The 20,503-nt window shown below is 69.1% G+C and carries 20 protein-coding genes; 14 read left to right on the top strand and 6 right to left on the bottom strand.

Annotated features, from left to right (window positions below; genetic code table 11):
* Positions 1-24: 24 nt before the first annotated feature.
* Positions 25-1,032 (bottom strand): zinc-binding alcohol dehydrogenase family protein, encoded by a 1,008-nt coding sequence (locus AC07R7_RS01005; protein WP_494633694.1) that lies wholly within the window; start codon positions 1,030-1,032, stop codon positions 25-27.
* Between the two features lie 121 nt (positions 1,033-1,153).
* On the opposite strand from AC07R7_RS01005, the gene AC07R7_RS01000 reads away from it, so the two are divergent.
* The 6 genes from AC07R7_RS01000 to dxs all read left to right on the top strand — a co-directional run bounded on the left by AC07R7_RS01000 (position 1,154) and on the right by dxs (position 6,290).
* Entirely contained in the window at positions 1,154-1,495 is a 342-nt protein-coding gene (locus AC07R7_RS01000; protein WP_494633692.1) for a winged helix-turn-helix transcriptional regulator, read from the top strand.
* A gap of 3 nt (positions 1,496-1,498) precedes the next feature.
* Positions 1,499-2,419: a histone deacetylase family protein gene (locus AC07R7_RS00995; RefSeq protein WP_494633690.1), complete on the top strand. Its 921-nt coding sequence runs from the start codon at positions 1,499-1,501 to the stop codon at positions 2,417-2,419.
* On the top strand, positions 2,416-3,075 hold the full coding sequence (locus AC07R7_RS00990) for a histidine phosphatase family protein (protein ID WP_494633688.1): 660 nt from the start codon (positions 2,416-2,418) through the stop codon (positions 3,073-3,075). Before AC07R7_RS00995 ends, AC07R7_RS00990 begins: the two co-directional genes overlap by 4 nt.
* Before the next feature lie 98 nt (positions 3,076-3,173).
* On the top strand, positions 3,174-3,428 hold the full coding sequence (locus AC07R7_RS00985; RefSeq protein ID WP_125156475.1) for an exodeoxyribonuclease VII small subunit: 255 nt from the start codon (positions 3,174-3,176) through the stop codon (positions 3,426-3,428).
* 37 nt (positions 3,429-3,465) lie between these two features.
* Positions 3,466-4,350, top strand: a complete 885-nt coding sequence (locus AC07R7_RS00980) for a polyprenyl synthetase family protein (RefSeq protein ID WP_492834723.1) — start codon at positions 3,466-3,468, stop codon at positions 4,348-4,350.
* 17 nt (positions 4,351-4,367) lie between these two features.
* Positions 4,368-6,290 carry a 1-deoxy-D-xylulose-5-phosphate synthase gene (gene dxs / locus AC07R7_RS00975; protein WP_494633685.1) on the top strand — a complete coding sequence of 641 codons (1,923 nt, stop codon included), beginning with the start codon at positions 4,368-4,370 and terminating at the stop codon, positions 6,288-6,290.
* Here the strand turns inward: dxs and AC07R7_RS00970 are convergent.
* From AC07R7_RS00970 to flgF, 5 genes are all read right to left on the bottom strand, one after another.
* Complete coding sequence (locus tag AC07R7_RS00970; protein ID WP_494633684.1) at positions 6,287-6,754, bottom strand: hypothetical protein; 468 nt, start codon at positions 6,752-6,754, stop codon at positions 6,287-6,289. The genes dxs and AC07R7_RS00970 overlap by 4 nt on opposite strands.
* 130 nt (positions 6,755-6,884) lie before the next feature.
* Positions 6,885-7,619, bottom strand: coding sequence for a flagellar basal body L-ring protein FlgH (gene flgH / locus AC07R7_RS00965; RefSeq protein ID WP_125156479.1), 735 nt, complete (start codon positions 7,617-7,619; stop codon positions 6,885-6,887).
* Positions 7,620-7,634: 15 nt separating this feature from the next.
* Positions 7,635-8,414, bottom strand: coding sequence for a flagellar basal body P-ring formation chaperone FlgA (gene flgA / locus AC07R7_RS00960; RefSeq protein ID WP_494633682.1), 780 nt, complete (start codon positions 8,412-8,414; stop codon positions 7,635-7,637).
* A gap of 4 nt (positions 8,415-8,418) precedes the next feature.
* Positions 8,419-9,207 carry a flagellar basal-body rod protein FlgG gene (gene flgG, locus AC07R7_RS00955; RefSeq protein ID WP_492834715.1) on the bottom strand — a complete coding sequence of 263 codons (789 nt, stop codon included), beginning with the start codon at positions 9,205-9,207 and terminating at the stop codon, positions 8,419-8,421.
* A 12-nt stretch (positions 9,208-9,219) separates the two neighbouring features.
* The gene (gene flgF, locus AC07R7_RS00950) at positions 9,220-9,957 is read right to left on the bottom strand and encodes a flagellar basal-body rod protein FlgF (RefSeq protein WP_492883627.1); all 738 of its coding nucleotides are present in this window, start codon (positions 9,955-9,957) and stop codon (positions 9,220-9,222) included.
* Between the two features lie 226 nt (positions 9,958-10,183).
* Here flgF and fliL point away from each other — a divergent pair, with 226 nt between their 5' ends.
* The 8 genes from fliL to edd all read left to right on the top strand — a co-directional run bounded on the left by fliL (position 10,184) and on the right by edd (position 20,503).
* On the top strand, positions 10,184-10,810 hold the full coding sequence (gene fliL, locus AC07R7_RS00945) for a flagellar basal body-associated protein FliL (protein ID WP_099579784.1): 627 nt from the start codon (positions 10,184-10,186) through the stop codon (positions 10,808-10,810).
* A gap of 26 nt (positions 10,811-10,836) precedes the next feature.
* On the top strand, positions 10,837-11,979 hold the full coding sequence (gene fliM / locus AC07R7_RS00940; RefSeq protein ID WP_492883629.1) for a flagellar motor switch protein FliM: 1,143 nt from the start codon (positions 10,837-10,839) through the stop codon (positions 11,977-11,979).
* The gene (locus AC07R7_RS00935) at positions 11,976-12,581 is read left to right on the top strand and encodes a DUF6468 domain-containing protein (protein ID WP_494633679.1); all 606 of its coding nucleotides are present in this window, start codon (positions 11,976-11,978) and stop codon (positions 12,579-12,581) included. The genes fliM and AC07R7_RS00935 overlap by 4 nt, the downstream gene beginning before the upstream one ends.
* A complete protein-coding gene (locus AC07R7_RS00930; RefSeq protein WP_494633677.1) occupies positions 12,578-13,399 on the top strand; it encodes a MotE family protein in 822 nt (273 codons plus the stop codon). The genes AC07R7_RS00935 and AC07R7_RS00930 overlap by 4 nt, the downstream gene beginning before the upstream one ends.
* 9 nt (positions 13,400-13,408) lie before the next feature.
* Positions 13,409-16,282, top strand: a complete 2,874-nt coding sequence (locus AC07R7_RS00925; protein WP_494633675.1) for a tetratricopeptide repeat protein — start codon at positions 13,409-13,411, stop codon at positions 16,280-16,282.
* A 233-nt stretch (positions 16,283-16,515) separates the two neighbouring features.
* Positions 16,516-17,979 (top strand): glucose-6-phosphate dehydrogenase, encoded by a 1,464-nt coding sequence (gene zwf, locus AC07R7_RS00920; protein WP_494633673.1) that lies wholly within the window; start codon positions 16,516-16,518, stop codon positions 17,977-17,979.
* A gap of 2 nt (positions 17,980-17,981) precedes the next feature.
* Positions 17,982-18,689 carry a 6-phosphogluconolactonase gene (gene pgl, locus AC07R7_RS00915; protein ID WP_492883639.1) on the top strand — a complete coding sequence of 236 codons (708 nt, stop codon included), beginning with the start codon at positions 17,982-17,984 and terminating at the stop codon, positions 18,687-18,689.
* Between the two features lie 5 nt (positions 18,690-18,694).
* Complete coding sequence (gene edd / locus AC07R7_RS00910; protein ID WP_494633671.1) at positions 18,695-20,503, top strand: phosphogluconate dehydratase; 1,809 nt, start codon at positions 18,695-18,697, stop codon at positions 20,501-20,503.

Here is a 20,503-nt window from a genome sequence, read left to right as displayed (position 1 = left end):
CCTTCAATATGGGCCCTTCAACAGTCAGAAGCCTTCCAGCGCCACCTTGCCGATGGTGCGGGCGCTCTCGACGATGCGATGGGCTTCCAGCAGGTCGGCGGCGCGGATCTTGCCGACGACCTGGGTCAGGGTGGTGCGCAGGATCCCCTGGTCGACCAGGGCCGAGACCTCCGTCAGCAGCCTATGCTGCTCGATCATGTCCGGCGTGCCCTGCGGCCGGGCGAACATGTACTCCCAGTGGATCGAGGCGGCCTTGGCCTGCAGCGGGCGGATGTTCAGGTCGCCGTCGGCCTCGATGATCCCGATCTTGCCCTGCAGGGCGATGGCCTCGGCGACCTGCGGGAAGTGCTGGGCGCTGTGGGTCAGGCAGGCGATGTAGGCCGGGGCGTCCAGGCCCAGGCGCGCCAGCTCGTCGGCGAGCGGCTTGGTGTGGTCGAAGGTCTGGTGCGCGCCCAGGTCCTCGACCCAGCGGCGGGTCTCGTCGCGCGAGGCGCTGGCCACGACGTTCAGCCGGGTCAGTTTGCGCGCCATCTGGATCAGGGCCGACCCCACGCCGCCCGCCCCGCCGATGATCACCAGGCTCTGGCCCTCGCCGCCGTCGCGCGCCACGCCGAACCGGTCGAACAGCAGTTCCCAGGCGGTGATAAAGGTCAGCGGCATGGCGGCGGCCTGGGCGAAGTCCAGGCTCTTGGGCTTCCTGCCGACGATGCGTTCGTCGACCAGCTGCAGCTCGGCGTTCGAGCCCTGGCGGCCGATGGCGCCGGCGTAGAACACCTCGTCGCCCGGCGCGAACAGGGTGACGGCCTCGCCGACCGCCTCGACCACGCCGGCGGCGTCGAAGCCCAGCACCCGGACCTCGCCCGGCGCCGGCTGGGCGCGGCCGCGCACCTTGGTGTCGACGGGGTTCACCGAAACGGCCTTCACCCGCACCAGGATGTCGTGGCCGCTGGCCACGGGATCGGGCGCTTCCAGGTCGAGCAGGGCGTTGGGATCGGTGGCGGGCAGCAACTCACGGAAGCCGACGATCTTCATGATGGTCTCCAGCAAAGAAGGGCGGTCTCAGGCCCCGACCAGGAGATCGCGCCACGCTACGATCTTCGCAAGTACGGTCATTTTCTGTATGTAGTACCCTAATGGATACCGTGAGGCGGCTGTGGAAGATCCCAAGGAGTGCGGCGTCGAGGCGGCGCTGAACCTGATCGACGGCAAGTGGAAGGGCGTGATCCTGTACCACCTGCTCAGCGGCCGCCTGCGCTTCAACGCCCTGGGGCGCAAGCTGGGGGCGGTGACCCAGCGCATGCTGACCAAGCAGCTGCGTGAGCTGGAGAGCGACGGCCTGATCGTCCGCACCGTCTATGCCGAGGTGCCGCCCAAGGTCGAATACGCGTTGTCGAGCAAGGGCAGGAGCCTGGAGCCGGTGATCTGCGCGCTCAAGGCCTGGGGCGACGCCAATGTGCTGGGCGTTCAGGCCGAGCCGGTCCGCAAGGTGGGCTGACCCATGGCCCTGTCGCTCTACACGCATCTCGACATGCTGGATCACCAGCCCGGCCACGGCCACGTCGAGAGCCCCGAGCGGCTACGGGCCGTGGTCGATGCTCTGAACGACGATCCCAATCTCCAGCTGGAGGCGCTGGACGCGCCGCTGGTGGAGGTCGAGGATCTGCTGCGGGTGCATCCCAAGGCCTTCGTCGACGCCGTGTTCGCGGCCGCGCCCAGGTCAGGTCGCTTGGCGCTGGATCCCGATACGGTGATGTCGAGCGGCAGCCTGGCCGCCGCCCGGCGCGCGGCCGGGGCCGGCGTCGCGGCCGTGCGGGCGGTGGCGGCGGGCGAGACCAACCGCGCCTTCTGCGCCGTTCGGCCGCCCGGTCACCACGCCGAACCGGGCGTGGCCATGGGCTTCTGTGTCTTCTCCAGCGTCGCCGTAGCCGCCCGCGCGGCCCAGGCGGCCGGGCTGAAGCGGGTGGCGATCGTCGACTTCGACGTCCACCACGGCAACGGCACCCAGGCGGTGTTCGAGAACGATCCCACCGTGTTCTTCGCCTCGATCCACCAGTCGCCGCTCTATCCCGGCACGGGCGATCCGTCCGAGACGGGCCTGGGCAACATCGCCAACGCCGCCGTGGGGCCCCACGCGCCGCGCGAGACCTGGCGGTCGCGATTCGAGGGGCTGATGGACAAGGTCGACGCCTTCGCGCCGGAGCTGCTGATCGTCTCGGCCGGTTTCGACGCTCACGTCCGCGACCCGTTGTCGGCGCAGAGCCTGGACGAGGAGGATTTCGCCTGGGCGACTCGCGCGATCGTCTCGGTGGCCAACGCCCGCGCCAAGGGCCGGGTTGTGTCCTCGCTCGAGGGCGGCTACGACCTCCAGGCGCTGGGGCGTTCCGCCGCCGCGCATGTGCGGGCTCTTCAGGAGGGGTGAGGGGACGGGACGGGCTTGCCGCCCACCGACTTCTCTTCAATATGGCCGACGTCACCATCGCCGACCAAGCGTCCTCGCCCGTGAAATCGGGGACCATCACCCTGGCCCGCCACGGCGAACCCGCGCTGTCGCGTAAGGTCCGGCTCAATGCGCCCGAATACGGCGAGTGGTGGGCCCGCTACGAGGTTGGCGGCCTGAAGGCGGACCAGATCCCACCGGACGGACTGATGCGGATCGCCCGCGACGCCGACGCGATCATCGTCTCGACTCGTCGCCGCGCCATCGAGACCGCCAATGCGGTGGTCGCCGGCCGCGCCTTCATCACCGACGAAACCTTCATCGAGGCCCCGCTGCCGCCGCCGCCCTGGCCGTTGTGGCTGAGAATGTCGCCCAAGCGCCTGGGGTTCTTCGCCCGCTTCTGGTGGTGGTTCTTCAACAACCACGGCGGCCAGGAGACCCGCGCCGAGGCCGAGGCCCGGGCCGGCCAGGCCGCCGACCGGCTGGTCGCGCTGTCCGACCAGGGCCAGGACGTGCTGGTCGTGGCCCACGGCTTCTTCAACTGGATGATCGCCGATGCGCTGAAGGCGCGTGGGCTGACGAAACTGGTGGATGAAGGCCACGCCTATTGGAGCCTCAAGAGCTTCCGTCGCGGCTGACTGGCCAAAGCCTCTTCCCTTAACCATGCCTTGGCTCTACGCCGTTGCCCGCACGGCCTTGCGCCACTAGGCTGAGCGCTGTTCACCTGAGAGTTGAAATGACCGACGCCGCCAGCAATCCCGCCGATATCGCCGCCTTGAGCTTCGAGGAAGCCCTGGCGCAGCTGGAGCGGATCGTGGCCGAGCTGGAATCGGGCCAAGCCCCTCTGGAGCGCTCGATCGACATCTACGAGCGCGGCGCGGCCCTGAAAGCTCACTGCGAAAAGAAGCTGGAAGCCGCGCGCCTGAAGGTCGAGAAGATCGTCCTGGGCCAGGGTGGGGCCGTGACCGCCGAAGCGGCCGAGTTCAACTGATGGCGGGCGTTCGTTCGGAGACCGAGGGGAGCCGCTCTTGACAGATCTTGCCAAGCGGATCGTCCAGGCCGCCGACATCGTCACCGTGGCGCTCGACGAGCTGCTGCCGCGGGCCGACGGTCCGGAAACCCGTCTGACCGAGGCCATGCGCTACGCGGCCCTGGGCCCAGGCAAGCGCCTGCGTCCGTTCTTCGCGCTCGAGACCGGCAAGATGTTCGACCTGCCCGAGCGGCCGGTGCTGCGCGCGGCCTGCGCGCTGGAGTGCATCCACGCCTACAGCCTGGTCCACGACGACTTGCCGGCCATGGACGATGACGCCGTCCGTCGTGGCCGTCCGACCGTGCACAAGCAGTATGACGAGGCCACGGCCATCCTCGCGGGCGACGCGCTGCAGACGGCGGCCTTCGAGATCATGGCTCACCCCGACACCCACGACGACGGCCACGTCCGCTGCGAGCTGGTGCGCAAGCTGGCCATCGCCTCGGGCGCCAAGGGCATGGCGGGCGGCCAGATGATCGACATTCTCGGGGTTCGCGACGACCTGGGCGCCGTGGCCCGCATGCAGCGCCTGAAGACCGGGGCCTTGATCGCCTTCGCCTTCGAGATCCCGCTGATCATCGCCCGCGCCAAGGAAGCCGAGCGCGCCGCCCTGATGGCCTTCGCCCAGGACCTGGGCCTGGCCTACCAGATCGTCGACGACATCCTGGACGCCGAGGGCGATCCCAAGACCATGGGCAAGGCCACGGGCGGCAAGGACGCCGCCAAGGGCAAGGCCAACTACGTCACCCTGCTGGGGCTGGACGCGGCGAAAGAGCGCGTGGCGCTTCTGGCCGACCAGACCCGCTCCCATCTCGAAATCTTTGGCGAACGAGCCGAACATCTGCGCGAAAGCGTCGATTTCGTGCTGGACCGCCGCAACTGACCGCGCTTTCTTCCAACATGCCCTCCAAAACACCACTGCTCGACACCATCGCTTCGCCGGCCGACACGCGAGGCCTCTCCGTCGCGGAGCTGAAACAGCTCGCGGCCGAGGTGCGCGCCGAGACGATCGACGCTGTGTCGGTGACAGGCGGCCACCTGGGCGCGGGCCTCGGCGTGGTGGAGCTCACCGTGGCGCTGCACCACGTCTTCGAGACGCCCAAGGACATCTTGATCTGGGACGTCGGCCATCAGGCCTATCCGCACAAGATCCTCACCGGCCGACGCGACCGGATCAAGACGCTGCGCCAGGGCGGCGGCCTGTCGGGCTTCACCAAGCGAGCCGAGAGCGCGTACGACCCGTTCGGCGCGGCCCACGCGGCCACCTCGATCTCGGCGGCCCTGGGCTTCTGCGCCGCGCGCGATGCGAAAGGCGAGGACAACAGCGTCATCGCCGTGATCGGCGACGGCTCGCTGGGCGCGGGCATGGCCTATGAGGCGATGAACGCGGCGACGGACACCACCAAGCGCCTGATCGTCATCCTCAACGACAACGACATGTCGATCGCCCCGCCGGTGGGCGGCATGAGCGCCTATCTCGCCAACCTCGTTTCGGGCGGCGCCTATCGCTCGGTGCGCAAGCTGGGCAAGACGGTGGTCGAGAAGCTGCCGACCCCGATGCGCGAAGCCGCCCGCAAGGCGGAAGAATATGCCCGGGGCATGGTCACCGGCGGCACCTTCTTCGAGGAGCTGGGCTTCTACTATATCGGCCCGATCGACGGCCACGACATGGACGCCCTGGTCAGCGTGCTCAAGAACGCCAAGGCCTTCGGTGACAAGCCGGTGCTGGTCCACTGCGTCACCCAGAAGGGCAAGGGCTACGCCCCAGCCGAGGGCGCCGACGACAAATTGCACGCGGTGGCCAGGTTCGACGTGGTCACCGGCCAGCAGCACAAGGCGGCCGCCGGTCCGCCCAGCTACACCAAGGTCTTCGCTCAGGAACTGATCAAGCAGGCGGAAAAGGACGACAAGATCGTCGCCATCACCGCCGCCATGCCCTCGGGCACGGGCCTGGACCTGTTCCAGAAGGCCTTTCCGGACCGCACCTTCGACGTCGGCATCGCCGAGCAGCACGCGGTGACCTTCGCCGCCGGCCTTGCCGCCGATGGCATGAAGCCCTTCACGGCGATCTATTCGACCTTCCTGCAGCGCGGCTACGACCAGGTGGTGCACGATGTCGCGATCCAGGGCCTGCCCGTGCGCTTCGCCATGGACCGCGCCGGCCTGGTCGGCGCCGACGGTCCGACCCACGCCGGCAGCTTCGACATCGGCTTCATGGGCGCTCTGCCCGGCATGGTGCTGATGGCCGCCGCCGACGAGGTGGAGCTGGCCCGCATGGTCGCCACCGCCGCCGAGATCGACGACCGCCCCAGCGCCTTCCGCTATCCGCGCGGCGAGGGCCTGGGCCTGGACCTGCCCGCCATCGCCGAGCCCCTTGAGATCGGCAAGGGCCGCATCGTCCGCGAGGGAACCAGCGTCGCCATTGTCTCGTTCGGCACGCGTCTGTCGGAAAGCCTGAAGGCCGCCGATCTCCTGGCGGCGCGCGGCCTGTCGGCCACTGTCTGCGACGCCCGCTTCGCCAAGCCGCTCGACCTGGACCTGCTGCTGCGCCTGGCGCGGGAGCACGAGGCGATCATCACGGTCGAGGAAGGCGCGATGGGCGGCTTTGGCGCCTTCGTGCTGCAGGCCCTGGCCCAGCACGGCGCGCTGGACCGCGGCCTGAAGATCCGCACCCTGTGCCTGCCCGACGTCTTCCAGGACCAGGACAAGCCCGACCTCATGTACGCCCAGGCCGGCCTCGACGCCGAGGGCATACTGCGCGGGGCCTTGTCGGCCCTGGGCATGGACAATGTCAGCGCGGCGGGCGCCGGCCGTCGGGCCTAAACCCCGCAGGCCTTGAAGAAAGCCCTTACCTGGCCCTGGTCGGCAGGGGCCGCCGCCAAGCTGTGGCGCTCGCCCTGGGTCAGCAGGGCCAGGTCGCCTGATTTCCGGAAACCGTCCAGCGCCGGAGCGCTGGCCTTGCCGCGCCCTTCCAGGAAGCCGCCCTGGCTCAGCGCGTCGTCGACCTTGGCGGCGGCGAAGCGGCTTTCCGTGCGGCCCGAGGCCAGGACGATCTCGCCGCCGGACAGGCCCACGGCCGAGATCTCGACCTGATCCTGACCCGGGCGGCAGCTGATCATCAGCACGACATCGTCGGTGTTGGGGCGGCCATAGGCGAGGCGAGGGGTTTCAGAACCTTCCGCCAGATAGGCCCAGCGATAGCCGTCCAGCGCGACCTTCTCGTGCGCGCAGCCGGCCAGCAGGACGGCCAGGCTCAGGGCGGCGAAAGCGACGATGCGGGACGCCATGGCGGTCCTCCTCGCCCGGATCAACGCAGGTGGAACCTGAATGGCTCCTGAAACGCATCGGGCGCGACCACCTTGCGATGGTCGCGCCCGACGATCTTGCAGCCCTATGCCAGGGCTTGGATATCCGCGCTTAGAACGGCGAGAACTTCTCGACCAGCGACTGGCCGGCCGGGGTCTTCTGGACGCGGCTGATGTCGCCGCGGCCGCCGTAGCTGATGCGGGCCTCGGCGATCTGGGTGTGCTTGATGGTGTTGGCCGAGGAGATGTCCTCCGGACGCACGATGCCGGCCACGGTCAGCTGGCGCAGCTCGGCGTTGGTGCGGACTTCCTGGGTGCCCTGGATGACCATGTTGCCGTTCGGCAGCACCTGGCTGACCACGGCGGCGATCGTCAGGCTGATCTTTTCCGAGCGCTGGACGCTGCCCGCGCCGGCGTTGGTGGTGGCCGAGTTGGTGTTCACGGCGTTGGCCGGATCGAAGCCGCCCGGCAGGACCTTGCCCAGGCTGGACTCCAGGCCCAGGAAGTTCGGCACGCCGGCCTTCATGTTCGAGGTGCGCGAGCTGGCGGTCTGGTTCTTGGTGCTGGCGCTGTCGTCGATGTCGATCATGACGGTGACGATGTCGCCGACGCGGCTGGCGCGCTGGTCGTTGAAGAACGCGCGGGCGCCGACGCGCCACAGCGAGTTGGCCGAGGCCGCCTGCGGGGCGGGTTCACGGGCCGAGACGTATTGCTGCTGCATTGGGGCCAGTTCGGCCGGATAGCCGACCGGCGCCAGTTGCGGACCCTTCACGGCTTCGGTGACGGTGGAGCAGGCGGCCAGCGGCGCGAGCAGGACGGCGGCGGCGATGATGACGGGGCGACGCATGGGGTGGGCTACCTCTTAGCGAGCGGCGAAACGGACGGGTTGCGAACGGGCTTGCAAGGCTTGGGCCTGCGGACCGACCGCTGCGGAGCCAGGGCCGGTGGCGACGGCCTGGATGATCTTCTTCGAGAGCGTGTTCTGAACGGCGAAGAGGTCGCCCGTCGCGGCGGCGGCCATGGCCTTGCCTTGAAGCGAAAGGGAAATTCCGCCGTCGTCGTAGGTGATGGTGACCAGGTCGCCGGTCTTGATGACCTGGGCGGCGGCCACGTCGCGGCTCTGGACTGCGGCGCCTTCACGCAGGGGGCGCTTGGCGGCCAGGCCGATCACGGCGTCGGCGTCGCGGGGGGCGTCCATCGGGGCGCCGGCCATCTTTACCCAGACGAGGTCCTGAGGCTGGACGATCTCGCCGGCCATGATGCTGCGGGCGTAGGCAAGAACTTCCACATTGCCGCGCGCCGCGCCGGCCAGGGTCTTGCCGCCGGCCGAGACGCCACCGTTGTCCTGGCCTTCGCGGACGATGATGCGGCGGATGCCGTTGCTGTTGGTCCAGTCGAAACCGGCGCGGCGGGCCGAAACCTGCACCTGGCCGGCCTCGAGCACGGCCGTCGGACCCATGCGGGCGGCGACGACGATGTCGGCGGCCGGGCCGCTGACGCCGTCGAACAGGTCGCCCAGGGTGATGCGGCCGTCGGCGTCGGTGGTGTCCATCCGCAGGCTGACCGGCGCGCCGGCATGGGCGGGGGCGGAGAGGGCGCTGATCACCAGCGTGGCGGCGGCGGCGAGGAGGAAGGCTTTCATGCGCTTACGACCGCAGCTGCGAGGTGGCTTGGAGCATCTGGTCGGCCGTGGTGATCACCTTCGAGTTCATCTCGTAGGCGCGCTGGGCCGTGATCAGCGAGGTGATTTCCGTCACCGCGTCGACGTTCGAGGCTTCGGTGTAGTGCTGCATCAGGACGCCGAAGCCCGGCTCGCCGGGGGCGGCGAGGGTGGCGGCGCCCGAGGCGGCGGTTTCCAGCAGCAGGTTGTCGCCGATCTGCTCCAGGCCGCCTTCGTTCATGAAGGTGGCCAGTTGCAGCTGGCCGATGGTCTGCGGCTGCGGCTGGCCGTCCAGCTTGACCTGCACCAGGCCGGTCTTGCTGATCGTGATGTCGGTGGTGTTCTGCGGGACCGTGATGCCCGGCTGGACAGTGTAGCCGTCCTCGGTGACGATCTGGCCCTGGTCGTTGGTCGAGAAGTTGCCGGCCCGGGTATAGGCCGTTTCGCCCGAGGGCAGCAGAACCTGCAGGTAGCCCTTGCCCTGGATGGCGACGTCCAGCGGGTTGTCGGTCAGGGTCGGGGTGCCCTGCTCGGTGATACGGTAGACCGAGCCGGCCTTGACGCCGCCGCCGACCTGGACGCCGGTCGGGACGATGTTGCCGTTGCTGGACGACTGCGACCCGGCGCGCTCCACCTGCTGGTAGAGCAGATCCTGGAACTCGGCCCGCTGGCGCTTGAAGCCAACGGTGTTCATGTTCGCGATGTTGTTGGAGATGACTTCGACGTTCAGCTGTTGCGCTGACATGCCCGAAGCGGCGGTGCGGAGAGCTTGCATCGGCTAGGCCCCTTAATTCAGCTTGCCCAGACGCTCGACGGCGCTGCGCGAAAGTTCTGCGGTGTTGTCCATCATCTTGGCGACGCCCTCGTAGGCGCGCTGGATCTCGATCAGCTTGGTGATCTCGACAACCGGTTGGACGTTCGAGGATTCCAGCATGCCCTGGTGGACGCGGGCGTCCGGCGCGGCTTGCAGGGTGGTGTTGGCGGTGTTGCGGTAGAGGTTGTCGCCGTCCTTGGCCATCGAGGCCAGGTCGTCGGGACGGACCACGCCCAGGCGGCCGACGCGGACCGCGCCCTGGCTGACCGTGCCGTCCTTGCCGATCGAGACAGGGCCCAGGGTCGGGTCGATCAGCAGCGGGCCGCCGCCGTCGTCCAGCACCTGAGCGCCTTCCTGGGTGACCAGCTGGCCTTCCGGATTGGTGGTGAAGCGGCCGTCGCGGGTATAGCGATCGCCGGCGGCGGTCTGGACGTGGAAGAAGCCGGTCCCCTCGATGGCGAGGTCGAAATCGCCGCCCGTCTTGGTCATGGCGCCCTGCGTGAAGTCGCGGGCGACGCGGTCGTCCAGCACGAACTTCACCGGCGAGGCGCCGTCCAGGGTCTTGGCCGGCTTGGCCTGTTCCGTGCGGACCATCAGGTCCTCGGTCTTGAAGCCGGTCGTGTTGGCGTTGGCGATGTTGTTGGCCACGATGTCGAGCTGGCGGCGCAGCGTCATCTGACGCGAGAGGCCGACGTAGAGCGCGTTGTCCATGGCGAGTTAACTCGGGCGGCTGGCGCGACAAATGCGCCGAAACCCTTGAAGCAACCTTCGTGCCAGCGCCAAAAATCTTTATAATTCAACGAATAGGAAGGTTAACGACCGGGTGTTGGTCGGAGTCTGCCGGGCAGATTCAGCCTGCGACCAAATGGCCTCAAGAACAGATCGTTAACCATGTGCCCCGCATGTGTACGGGTATAGATTCCAAGGAACCGCGCGCGTGGCCAAGAAACCCGAAAAGGAAGCTCCGGCTCCCGAAGGCGAAGACGGCGCCGAGGGCGAAGCTCCGGCGAAAAAGAAGCCGCCGATCCTGATCATCGCGATCGCCGCGGGCGTCCTCGTTCTGGGCGGTGGCGGGGCTGCGGCCTTTTTCCTGATGAAGCCGAAGCCGGCCGCCGAAGCCGGCGAGCACGGGGCTGAAAAGAAGGAAAAGAAGAAGGAAAAGAAGGAAGAGAAGGGCGGTCACGGCGAGAAGAAGGAAGGCGAGGGCGGCGCGGCCGCGGCCGGCGGTCCCGCGCCGGTGATCAAGGAAGGCCCCGACGGCGTGGTCTTCTACACCCTGCCCGACATCGTCGTGAACATGCAGACCGCCGACGGCAAGTCGACCTTCCTGAAGCTGAAACTGACCTTCGAGCTGCCGGACGAAGACACGGCCGAGGAGCTGACGCCGAATCTGCCCAGGCTCCAGGACATGTTCCAGGCCTTCCTGCGCGAGCTGCGCCCGGAGGATCTGAACGGCAGCCAGGGCACCTACCAGCTGCGCTACGAGCTGCTGCGCCGAGTGAACCTGGTCGCCGCGCCGGCCAAGGTGAACGCGGTCCTCATCGAGGAGATGCTGATCAACTAGCCTTCGGGCCGGTTGGGCGAACCATCATGGCGGACGAAATCGACGATCAGGCCGCGATGGCCCAATGGGCCTCGCAAAATCCCCCCGGCGCCTTCGGTGAAGGCGACGCAGGCGGCGGCACGAACGAATTCGGCGACTTTTCCGGCGGCATGGGCGGCTGGGACGACGGCGCCGGCGAAGGCGGCTCCGAGCGCATCCTGAACCAGGACGAGATCGACAGCCTGCTGGGCTTCGATCTCTCCGGCGACGGCGGCGAGGACCGCACGGGCATCCGCGCCATCATCAACTCGGCGCTGGTCTCGTACGAGCGCCTGCCGATGCTGGAAATCGTCTTCGACCGCCTGGTGCGGTTGATGACGACCAGCTTGCGGAACTTCACGTCCGACAACGTCGAGGTCAGCCTCGACAACATCAGCTCGATCCGCTTCGGCGACTATCTGAACTCGATCCCGCTGCCGGCCATCCTGGCGGTGTTCCGGGCCGAGGAGCTGGACAACTACGGCCTGCTGACGGTCGACTCCAACCTGATCTATTCGATCGTCGACGTGCTGCTGGGCGGCCGTCGCGGCACGGCCGCGATGCGCATCGAGGGCCGTCCCTACACCACGATCGAACGCGTGCTGGTGCAGCGGATGATCGAGGTGGTGCTGCATGACCTGAAGAGCGCCTTCGAGCCGCTGCATCCGGTCAGTTTCTCGCTGGACCGCCTGGAGACCAACCCGCGCTTCGCCGCCATCGCCCGGCCGGCCAACGCCGCGATCCTGGTCAAGCTGCGCATTGACATGGAGGACCGCGGCGGCCGCATCGAGCTGCTGCTGCCCTACGCCACGCTGGAACCCATCCGGAAGATGCTGCTGCAGCAGTTCATGGGTGAGAAGTTCGGCCGCGACAACATCTGGGAAGGCCACTTGGCCACCGAGCTGTGGACCACGCAGATGGAGGTCCGCGCCGTGCTCGACGAACAGCAGGTGCCGCTGTCGCGCGTGCTAAACATGCAGATCGGCGATACGCTGATGCTGAACGCCACGCCCGACAGCCTGGTCGAGCTGCGCGCGGGGGCCATCCCGCTGACGCGCGGCCGCATGGGCCGCCGCAACCACTCGATCGCCGTGCGGGCCGAGGCGCCGCTGACGCCCGCCGCCAAGAAGGCCGTGCAGAAGCTGAAATGAGCCTCGTCGCCTTCGCCATGAACGGGTTCCTGGCCGTGCTGCTGATCGCGGCGCTGGCCTTCGGCTGGCGTCTCGATCGTCGCCTGAAGGCGCTGCGCGACAGCCATGAGGGCTTCGCCAAGGCGGTGGCCGATCTGGACAACGCCGCGGCCCGCGCCGAACAGGGCCTGGCCGACCTGCGCGCGGCCACCGACGAAGCCGCCGAGACCCTGGCGATGCGGATCGAGCGCGCCCAGGCCCTGGCCGCCCAGCTGGGCGAGATCGTCGACCGTCCGCCGTCCGCGCCGACTTTGGGGGCGAAGCCGCGGGCGCAAGCTCCGGACGAGCGTCCCGCGCCGCGCCTGAGCCGCGAGACGCCGCCGGCCCCCACCCCGCAGGAGGAGCGCCGCCTGTCGGCCGCCGACTTCGAGCGCCTGCTGGACCGCGAGGACCGCGTCGAGCGCGCCGCCCGCGGCGAACCCGTTTCGCGCCCGACTTCGCGTCCCGGCGTCGCGCCAAGACAGACCAACGAAACGCCGCGTTCACGGGCGCGGATCGATGATGACCTCTTCGACGGACCGGGCGAAAGCCCGTCCGCCAACCCCAGGGCTCCCCGCCGATGAAGAACGTTCCGCGCATCCTCCCCCTGGTCGGCGTCGCCGTCGGCGGGGTGCTGGCGATCAACGCCATGGCCGGCGCCAAGTCGCTGCCCGACCTGATGAGCGGGGCCAAGGCCTTCGCCGAGGGCGTCGCCGACAAGAAGGACGCCAAGGGCGGCGAAGAGGCTCCGTCGGCCGAGGGCACCGGCCAGCCAGCCGCCGCCAACGCGCCGCCGCCGCGCGTCTGCGCCCCGTCGGCCGACGCCCTGGCCAAGGAGGCCGGCCTTTCGCCCGCCGAGCTGCGCGTGCTGCAGAGCCTGGGCGCCCGTCGCGGCCAGCTGGACCAGCGCGAGCAGGACATCGACGTCCAGCTGCAGCTGCTGGCCGCCGCCGAAGCCAAGCTCGACGCCAAGATGAAGGCCCTGACCGGCCTGAAGGGCGACATCTCGGGCCTGCTGGGCCAGGTCGACGCCCAGAAGCAGGCCGAGGTCGATCGCCTGGTCACGGTCTATCAGGGCATGAAGCCCAAGGACGCCGCCGCCCGCATGACCCTGCTGTCGGACGAGGTGCGCCTGCCGATCGCCGCCAAGATGAAGGAACGGGCCCTGTCGCAGATCCTGGCCAACATGACCCCGGGCGACGCCAAGATCCTGACCGAACGCCTGGCCTCGCGCATGGCCAATCCGGTGGTCGAGAAGGGCAAGGCCGCGATCGCCGACAACGCCGCCACGCCAGCCGCTCCCGGCGCCGCGCCGAACAAGCAACAGGCGGACGCCGGCCTCGCCGGTGCGGCGGATCCCGCCGCGCCCAAGGCCAAGTCCGCCCCCAAGAAGGCCGGTTAAGGGAGGCCCATGACCCTTCGCCAGCTCCTGCGCTCCAGCGTCGCCGCCGCGGTCATCGCGGGGACGCTGGCGCCGTCCGTGTACGCCGCGCCGCCGCCGCCCGCGGCGCGCGCGTCGCTGGACGTGCGCGTGGCGCAGGCGGCGGACTTCTCGCGCATCGAGTTCCACTGGAGCGGCGGCGCGAAGCTCGTTTCCCATCGCGAGGGCCAGACCCTGGTGCTGCGGTTCAGCCGCGACGCCAATCCCGATCTCTCGACCCTGAAGATCGCGCCGCCGCGCTGGCTGAAGGCCTCGGAGGCCCGCCACATCAATGGCGCGCTGGAAATTATCATTACACTGACGGATGACGCCGACGCCCGGCTCGGCAACGCCGACGGCGTCGACTTCGTCAATCTGTTCGCCCGTCCCGGCGCACCGCCGGCCAGCCAGACGCCGCCGCCGGCCGCTCCGATCGGCCGTCCCAATCCGATGCCCGCCGGCGGCGTGGTCAAGGTCGGCTTCGACCGCGAGGACCAGCAGGTCACGCTGTCGTTCGACTGGGCCGCGCCGGCCGGCGCCGCTGTCTTCCGGCGCGGAGAGGCGGTGTGGATCGTGTTCGACACGCCCGCGCGGCTGGATATTTCCAAACTGCCGTCGTCTAGCATCCGCTATTCCAAGATCCAGGCCTTGAAGGGCGCGGACTACGCGGCGCTGCGCATCGTCACCCCGTCCGGCACGCCCTACGTGGCCGAAGGGCAGGGTGGGTTGTGGAAGATCAGCCTGGGTCCGGGGACGCAGGAAGCGCCGGACGTCATCAAGGTGGCGCGCGACGAGAGCGTGCGCCCGGCCACCCTGTCGGCCGCCGTCTCGGGCGTCACCAAGCCGGTCTGGGTCGACGATCCCGCCGTCGGTGACAAGCTGATGGTGGCCCCGGCCCTGGCGCCGTCCAAGGGGCTGCCGTCGCGCCGTGACTATGTCGAGATGGCGCTGTTGCAGTCGGCGCAGGGCTTGGCCGCCGAGGCCTATGCCAGCGACCTGGTGGTCCAGGCCAGCGGCGACCTGCTGCGCATCGGCCGCCCCAAAGGCTTGATCCTCTCGCCGATCTCGGCCAACACCCCGCCGGAAGCCGCCGCCGCCGGCGCGCCGCAGCCGATGTCGATGCCCGCCCTGATCGACCTCGACAACTGGCCCAAGACCGGTTCGGGCGGCTTCCTGGCGCGCTACAACGCCCTGCAGGGCGCCGTCGCCGCCGCGCCCGACGGCGAGGGCAAGGACAGCGACCGCGCCGCCCGCATGTCGCTGGCCCGCTTCCTGGTCGGCTCGCAGATGTCGTTCGAAGCGATCGGCGTGCTCAACGCCGCGGGCCGCAAGCACCAGACCCTGCTGGGCGACGCCGAGTTCCGCGGCCTGCGCGGCGTGGCCAAGGTGTTCGCTGGCCGCCTGACCGAGGCCGACGCCGATTTCTCCTCGCCCGTGCTGTCCGACGATCCGTCCAGCGCCCTGTGGCGTGGCTACATCTCCGCCAAGCAAGGCCAGTGGGCCGACGCTCGCGCCAAGTTCGCCGGCGGCGGCCGGGCCCTCGATCTGTTCCCGCCGACCTGGCGCGCGCGCTTCCTGCACGCCCAGGCCCAGGCCGCGCTCGGCGTCGGCGACGTGACCGGCGCGATGCAGCTGATCAACCAGGCCCTGGCCGTGCCCAAGGTCCCGGTCGAGGACCAACTGGACATCCGCCTGACCCAGGCTCGCGCCTTCGAGGCCAAGGGCGAGAAAGTCCGCGCCCGCCGCATGTTCGAGGCCATCGCCAAGGCCCCGTACGACCGCATCGCCACCCCGGCCATGCTGCACGCGACCGAGCTGGGCTACGCCAAGGGCCAGATCACCGCCCAGAAGACCGCCGAGACGCTGAACCAGTTGCGCTATCGCTGGCGCGGCGACGGCGTCGAACTGGAGGTGATCCGCTCGCTGGGCCGTCTCTATATCGACCAGGGCCGCTATCGCGAGGCGTTGGAAGTGCTGCGCTCGGCCGGCCGCCAACTGCCCGACCGCCCCGAAGCCGTGGCGCTGCAGAACGACCTGTCGAACACCTTCCGGCAGTTGTTCCTGCAAGGCTTGGCCGACGGCATGCAGCCGGTCCAGGCCGTGGGCCTGTTCTACGACTTCCAGGACCTGACCCCGATCGGCGCCGACGGCGACCAGATGGTCCGCAACCTGGTGCGCCGCCTGGTCGACGTCGATCTGCTGGACGACGCCGGCAAGCTGCTGAAGTACCAGGTCGACAACCGCCTGAACGGCGTGCCCAAGGCCCAGGTCGCCACCGACCTGGCCTGGATCTACCTGATGAACAAGAAGCCGGAGGACGCGCTGGACGCGATCAACGCGACCCGCACCACCATCCTGCCGCCGGCCCTGAATGTCGAACGGCGCCTGGCCACCGCCCGCGCCCTGATGGGCCTGGGCCGCTTCGACGACGCGCTGGAGCTGATCGACAAGGACAACAGCCGCGACGGCCAAGAGATCCGCGCCGAGATCGCCTGGAAGCAGCACACCTGGCCGACAGCCGGGGCGCTGTACGAACGCTCGCTGGGCGATCGCTTCAAGACCCCGGGCGCGCTGAGCGCGGGCGACGAAGCCCGCCTGCTGCGGTCGGCCGTGGCCTACAGCCTGGCCGACGACGACGCCTCCCTGGCCCGCCTGCGCGCGCGCTGGTCGGGCTTTGTCGACAGCGCCGGCAACCCCGACGGCCTGCGCGTCGCGCTGCAGGGCATGAACGTCGAATCGCTGTCGCCTTCGGACTTCAGTCGCGTCACCGCCGACAACGAGGCCTTCAACGGCTGGATCGGGCGGATGAAGGACAGGTTCCGCACCGGCCAGCCCGCCGGCTCGCCCGCCCGCGCGGGCAAATAGGGCAGGGGCTTCCACGGAAAGCCGTTTTTGGCCGGATGACGAGGCACGACCGCCCTCTCGCCGGCCCGCGTCATCGAAAATTCACCCGCCAAAAGCGGATTGGTCTTATGGCGGGCGCCAGGCGTTTAGCCTAGTTAGGGCCGGCGCGAAGGCCCGGAGGGGCTGGCGGCTGGCGACCGCTTGCCTTTCCGCCGCAAGCATGTCATGACAACGTTGTCATAGGGTGGACGACATTGGCTAAGAAGAACCAAGACGCCGATAACGGGCGCGAAGTGCTGGTGCTGCTGGGCGGAGCGGGGGATCTGGCCCTGCGAATGCTGTTGCCTTCGCTGTATTTCCTGGAAGTCGACCGACTGCTGCCGCACGACTTGCGCATCGTCGGCGTGGCCCGCGCGGAGCATACGCCCGAGAGCTACAAGGCCCTGGTCCGCGAACAGCTGGGCAAGCGCGCCACGGTGGAGGAGGCGGCCTGGAACCGCCTGGCCGCCCGTCTCGACTATGTCGCCGTCGACATCACCAAGGAAGAGGACACCAAGCGTCTGGCCGATCGGATCGGCCCGCATGAGACCATGGTCATCTTCTTCTCGCTGTCGCCCAGCCTGTATGGCGCGGCCTGCGTGGCGCTGCAGGCGGCCGGCCTGACCGGTCCGACCACCCGTCTGGTTCTCGAAAAGCCGATCGGCCGCGACCTGGAAAGCTCCAGGAAGACCAACGCAGCGGTCGGCGCGATCGTCGACGAAAGCCAGATCTTCCGGATCGACCACTATCTGGGCAAGGAGACGGTCCAGAACCTGACCGCCCTGCGCTTCGCCAACGTGCTGTTCGAGCCGCTGTGGGATCGCAACACCATCGACCACGTGCAGATCACCATTGCCGAGACCGAGAAGGTCGGCGACCGCTGGCCCTATTACGACGAGTACGGCGCGCTGCGGGACATGGTGCAGAACCACATGCTGCAGCTGCTGTGCCTGGTGGCCATGGAAGCGCCGTCGGGCTTCGACGCCGACGCCGTCCGTGACGAGAAGGTCAAGGTTCTCCGCAGCCTGCGTCCCTTCACGCGCGACAGCGTCGCCCACGACACCGTGCGCGGCCAGTACGTGGCCGGCGTCGTCGAGGGCTCCGCGCGGGTCGGCTATGTCGACGAAGTCGGCAAGCCCACCAAGACCGAGACCTTCGTGGCCATGAAGGTGGCGATCGACAACTGGCGCTGGGACGGCGTGCCGTTCTTCCTGCGCACCGGCAAGAACCTGCCCGACCGTCGCACCCAGATCGTCGTGCAGTTCAAGCCACTGCCGCACAACATCTTCGGCGCGGCGACCAGCGGCGACCTGTGCTCGAACCGCCTGGTCATCGACCTGCAGCCGGACGAGAACATCATCCTGACCGTGATGAACAAACGCCCGGGCCTGTCGGAAGAGGGCATGCGCCTGCAGTCGCTGCCGCTGTCGCTGTCGTTCAGCCAGAGCGGCGGCCGCCGCCGCATCGCCTATGAGAAGCTGTTCCTGGACGTCTTCCGCGGCGACAGCACGCTGTTCGTGCGCCGCGACGAGGTCGAGGCCGCCTGGAAGTTCATCGACGACGTCTCGGCCGCCTGGGCCGACGCCAATATCGAGCCGGCGCACTATGCGGCGGGCACCTGGGGGCCGCAGTCGGCGCAGGGTCTGATCTCGCCCGGCGGTCGGTCCTGGAAGGCGTGATCATGGCCCAATCCTCGCTTCCCAAGCCCGAGATCGAAGCCTTCCCGACCCGCGAGGCGCTCTACGACGCCGCCGCCTCGACCATCGTCGAGGCCCTGACCACGGCCGTGGCCGAGCATGGCCTGGCCGGCTTCGCGGCGACGGGCGGCTCCACGCCGGCCCCGGTCTATGATCGCCTGGCGACCCTGACCGCGCCCTGGGACAAGGTCATGGTCACCCTGACCGACGAGCGCTGGGTCCCGCCGACCGATCCCAGCAGCAACGAAGGCCTGGTGCGCCGTCACCTGCTGAGGGGGCGCGCGGCCAGCGCCGGCTTCTCGCCGCTGTATTTCGAAGGCGTCGGCCATGAGGAGGCGGCGCTGAAGGCCCAGGCCGGCGTCGCGTCCGCCACGCCGTTCGGCGCGGTGCTGCTGGGCATGGGTCCCGACGGCCACTTCGCCTCGCTGTTCCCCGGCTCGCCGGTGCTGGCGCGCGGTCTCGACCCTGAGTCCGACCGACTGGTGCTGGCCGTGCCGCCGGGCGATCCGGCCCCTGACATTCCCCGGATCAGCCTGACCTTCCAGGCGTTGACCCAGTCGGCGCTGATCGTGCTGCTGATCACCGGCCAGGCCAAGCGCGCCCTGCTGGACGGCGAGGTCGACCCGACCCTGCCGATCGCCGCCATTCTGAACCAGGACCGCGCCAAGGTCCGCATCCTCTGGGCGGAGTAATCGCCATGAGCCTGAACCCGGTCATCGCTGAAGTCACCGCCCGCATCGTCGAGCGCAGCAAGGACAGCCGCGCGGCCTACCTTGCCAACATGCAGCACGCGATCGACAGCCAGCCGGGGCGGGCCAAGCTGTCCTGCGCCAACTGGGCGCACGCCTTCGCCGCCTCGCCGGGCGTTGACAAGGTCCGCGCCCTGGACCCGAACGCGCCGAACATCGGCATCGTCTCGGCCTATAACGACATGTTGTCGGCCCACCAGCCGCTGGAAGCCTATCCCGCGCTGATCAAGGCCGCGGCCCGCGAGGTCGGCGCCACCGCGCAGTTCGCCGGCGGCGTGCCGGCCATGTGCGATGGCGTCACCCAGGGCCGTCCGGGCATGGAGCTGTCGCTGTTCTCGCGCGAGGTCATCGCCATGGCCACGGCCGTGGCCCTGACCCACGACGCCTTCGACGCAGGCCTCTACCTCGGCGTCTGCGACAAGATCGTGCCGGGCCTGGTGATCGGCGCCCTGACCTTCAGCCACCTGCCGGCCCTGTTCGTGCCCGCCGGTCCGATGACTTCCGGTCTGCCAAACTCGGAGAAGGCCCGCATCCGCGCCCTCTACGCCGAGGGCAAGGTCGGCCGCGCCGAGCTGCTGGAAGCCGAGCAGGCCAGCTACCACGGTCCCGGCACCTGCACCTTCTACGGCACGGCCAACACCAACCAGATGCTGATGGAACTGATGGGCTTCCATCTGCCCGGCTCCGCCTTCGTGCATCCGAACACGCCGCTGCGCGAGGCCCTGGTCAAGGAAGCCGCGCGCCGCGCCGCCGCCGTGACCAACAAGGGCAATGAGTTCATCCCGGTCGGCCGGATGATCGACGAGAAGTCGATCGTCAATGGCGTGGTGGGCCTGATGGCCACCGGCGGCTCGACCAACCTGGCCCTGCACATCGTCGCCATGGCGCACGCGGCCGGTGTCCAGCTGACGCTGGAGGACCTGGACGACATCTCCAAGGCCACGCCCTTGCTGGCCCGGGTCTATCCGAACGGCGCCGCCGACGTGAACCACTTCCAGGCCGCCGGCGGCATGGCCTTTATCATCCGTGAGCTGCTGAAGGCCGGTCTCGTCCACGAGGACGTCCAGACCATCGCCGGCCGAGGCCTTTCGCTCTACGCCCAGGAGCCGCACCTCGAGGACGGCGTTCTGAAGTGGCGCGAGGGCGCGACCGAGAGCCTGGACACCGCCATCGTCCGTCCGGTCTCCGATCCGTTCAGCCCCGAGGGCGGCCTGCGCCTGCTGGCCGGCAACCTCGGCCGGGGCGTCATGAAGATCTCGGCCGTGAAGCCCGAGCACCACGTGATCACCGCCCCGGCCGCCGTGTTCCAGGAGCAGGAAGACTTCATCGCGGCCTTCAAGCGCGGCGAACTAGACCGCGACGTCGTGGTGGTCGTCCGCTTCCAGGGCCCGTCGGCCAACGGCATGCCGGAACTGCACAACCTGTCGCCGTCGATCTCGGTGCTGCTGGACCGGGGCTACAAGGTCGCCCTGGTCACCGACGGCCGCATGTCCGGCGCCTCGGGCAAGACCCCGGCCGCCATCCACGTGACGCCGGAAGCCGCCAAGGGCGGGCCATTGGCCTATGTCCAGGACGGCGATGTGATCAGCGTCAACGCCGAGACCGGCGAATTGAAGATCCTGGTGGACGAGGCGGTTCTGCGCGCCCGTACGCCAGCGAACGTCCCGGCGTCCAAGCCGGGCTTTGGTAGGGAACTGTTTGGATGGATGCGCAGCGGGGTCGGCGCCGCCGACGCCGGCGCGTCCGTCTTCGCTTGA

Source organism: Caulobacter sp. GW821-FHT05F04, from assembly GCF_059419665.1.
Note: the sequence above shows the minus strand (reverse complement) of the source record. Positions and strands in the feature narration are given on the sequence as shown.

Coding starts and splice junctions, on each gene's coding strand:
- AC07R7_RS01005 (WP_494633694.1), bottom strand. CDS start 1,032: ATGAAGATCGTCGGCTTCCGTGAGTTGCTGCCCGCCACCGATCCCAAC.
- AC07R7_RS00995 (WP_494633690.1), top strand. CDS start 1,499: ATGGCCCTGTCGCTCTACACGCATCTCGACATGCTGGATCACCAGCCC.
- AC07R7_RS00985 (WP_125156475.1), top strand. CDS start 3,174: ATGACCGACGCCGCCAGCAATCCCGCCGATATCGCCGCCTTGAGCTTC.
- dxs (WP_494633685.1), top strand. CDS start 4,368: ATGCCCTCCAAAACACCACTGCTCGACACCATCGCTTCGCCGGCCGAC.
- AC07R7_RS00970 (WP_494633684.1), bottom strand. CDS start 6,754: ATGGCGTCCCGCATCGTCGCTTTCGCCGCCCTGAGCCTGGCCGTCCTG.
- flgH (WP_125156479.1), bottom strand. CDS start 7,619: ATGCGTCGCCCCGTCATCATCGCCGCCGCCGTCCTGCTCGCGCCGCTG.
- flgA (WP_494633682.1), bottom strand. CDS start 8,414: ATGAAAGCCTTCCTCCTCGCCGCCGCCGCCACGCTGGTGATCAGCGCC.
- flgG (WP_492834715.1), bottom strand. CDS start 9,207: ATGCAAGCTCTCCGCACCGCCGCTTCGGGCATGTCAGCGCAACAGCTG.
- flgF (WP_492883627.1), bottom strand. CDS start 9,957: ATGGACAACGCGCTCTACGTCGGCCTCTCGCGTCAGATGACGCTGCGC.
- fliM (WP_492883629.1), top strand. CDS start 10,837: ATGGCGGACGAAATCGACGATCAGGCCGCGATGGCCCAATGGGCCTCG.
- AC07R7_RS00935 (WP_494633679.1), top strand. CDS start 11,976: ATGAGCCTCGTCGCCTTCGCCATGAACGGGTTCCTGGCCGTGCTGCTG.
- AC07R7_RS00930 (WP_494633677.1), top strand. CDS start 12,578: ATGAAGAACGTTCCGCGCATCCTCCCCCTGGTCGGCGTCGCCGTCGGC.
- AC07R7_RS00925 (WP_494633675.1), top strand. CDS start 13,409: ATGACCCTTCGCCAGCTCCTGCGCTCCAGCGTCGCCGCCGCGGTCATC.
- pgl (WP_492883639.1), top strand. CDS start 17,982: ATGGCCCAATCCTCGCTTCCCAAGCCCGAGATCGAAGCCTTCCCGACC.
- edd (WP_494633671.1), top strand. CDS start 18,695: ATGAGCCTGAACCCGGTCATCGCTGAAGTCACCGCCCGCATCGTCGAG.